This is a genomic window from Mycobacterium sp. 1245852.3 (genome assembly GCF_001669335.1).
In the GTDB taxonomy this organism is placed as follows: Bacteria; Actinomycetota; Actinomycetes; order Mycobacteriales; family Mycobacteriaceae; genus Mycobacterium; species Mycobacterium europaeum_A.
The window spans coordinates 1-1,318 of record NZ_LZLL01000062.1 but is presented as its reverse complement, the minus strand read 5'-3'; the positions used below and the strand labels follow the sequence as shown (position 1 = coordinate 1,318).

Here is a 1,318-nt window from a genome sequence, read left to right as displayed (position 1 = left end):
CCGGCCGGGTCAGTGACCGACCTCACCTAGGGTTGCAGGAAGGTCTTGAATGGCGCGACGCTCGTCCATGGCGCGGTAGGCCTCGGCGACCCGCTCAAGGGCCCAGCTACCCGCAATCGCCGCTGTTAACCGCGCCTCAGCGCCATTTGATGCCGCATCCGATCGACGGACGCTGCTCGGGGCTCACCGGTCGCCCGGCCAGCACCGCGTCGACGGCGGCACGGACGTCCGCGGCGGTGACCGGCCGGCCGTTGCCGGGTCGCGAATCGTCGAGCTGGCCGCGATAGACCAGCCGGCGGTCGCCGTCGAACACGAACGTGTCGGGCGTGCACGCGGCCGAGAAGGCGCGGGCGACGTCTTGGGTTTCGTCGTACAGGTAGGGGAAGGTCCAGCCGTGGTGGCGGGCCTCCGCGACCATCTGCTCGGGGCCGTCCTGCGGGTAGGTGGCCACGTCATTGCTCGAAATGCCCACCATTGCAACGCCCTGCTCGGCGAGGTCACGCCCCAGCGCGGCAAGCCCGTCGGCGACGTGCTTCACATACGGGCAGTGGTTGCAGATGAAGGTGACGACCAGGGCCGGCCCCGACAGGTCGTCGCGGCGCAGCGTGCGGCCGGTGGCCGGCTCGGGCAGCGTGAAATCCGGCGCGACAGTGCCCAGGGCGAGCATGGTGGACTCGATGGCCATGCGGGCCAGGGTATCGCCCTTTTGTTGGGATCACGCATGACACCGGGCGATCCACACGAAACATCTAATGGCGCTTGGCAATTCATCACCAATACCCGCGCTCGGGCCGCTTGATTGCGCATGACCCCGGACACGCCGATGTTTGAGCGGCCCCGTCCGTGGAATCACACACCGTGGCACGAACGAACGTTCTTGGCCAACCCTCAAGGAGTATTTCGATGAGTGAGCACAATAAGGCCGACGAAGCGCGCAGGGGCCTGATCGACTCGGTCAAAGGCAAGGCAAAAGAGGTCGTCGGCGCTGTTACGGGCAACGAATCGCTGACCGCCGAGGGCCAACTCGAGCAGACCCAGGCGCATGAGCGCAAGGAAGCGAACGCGGCGGAGGCCGTGGCAGAAGCCCAGGTCAAGCAGGCGCAGGAGGACGCGGCCGAGGCCAGGGTCGAAGGCGCCCAGCAACGCCTGGCGGCGAACGCCCAGGCCGTCGCCGCCGAGAACTCGATCGAGGCCCAGGAGGCCGCGCAGAAGCGCGCGGCCGACCGCGCGGCCCTTCAGCAGGCCACCGCCGCGAAGACCCAGGCCGAGGTGGACGCGCAGCGCGAGATCCAGCAAGCCAAGGCCGAAGAGCGCGCGG

At 68.4% G+C, this 1,318-nt stretch carries 2 protein-coding genes; one reads left to right on the top strand and one right to left on the bottom strand.

The genetic code is table 11. The features are described 5' to 3' along the window. Positions 1-136 precede the first annotated feature (136 nt). Positions 137-685: a thioredoxin family protein gene (locus A9W96_RS02780; protein WP_066863105.1), complete on the bottom strand. Its 549-nt coding sequence runs from the start codon at positions 683-685 to the stop codon at positions 137-139. A 218-nt stretch (positions 686-903) separates the two neighbouring features. Here A9W96_RS02780 and A9W96_RS02775 point away from each other — a divergent pair. After that, positions 904-1,318: CsbD family protein (locus A9W96_RS02775; protein WP_067137813.1), on the top strand; the 415-nt coding region annotated here is incomplete at its 3' end.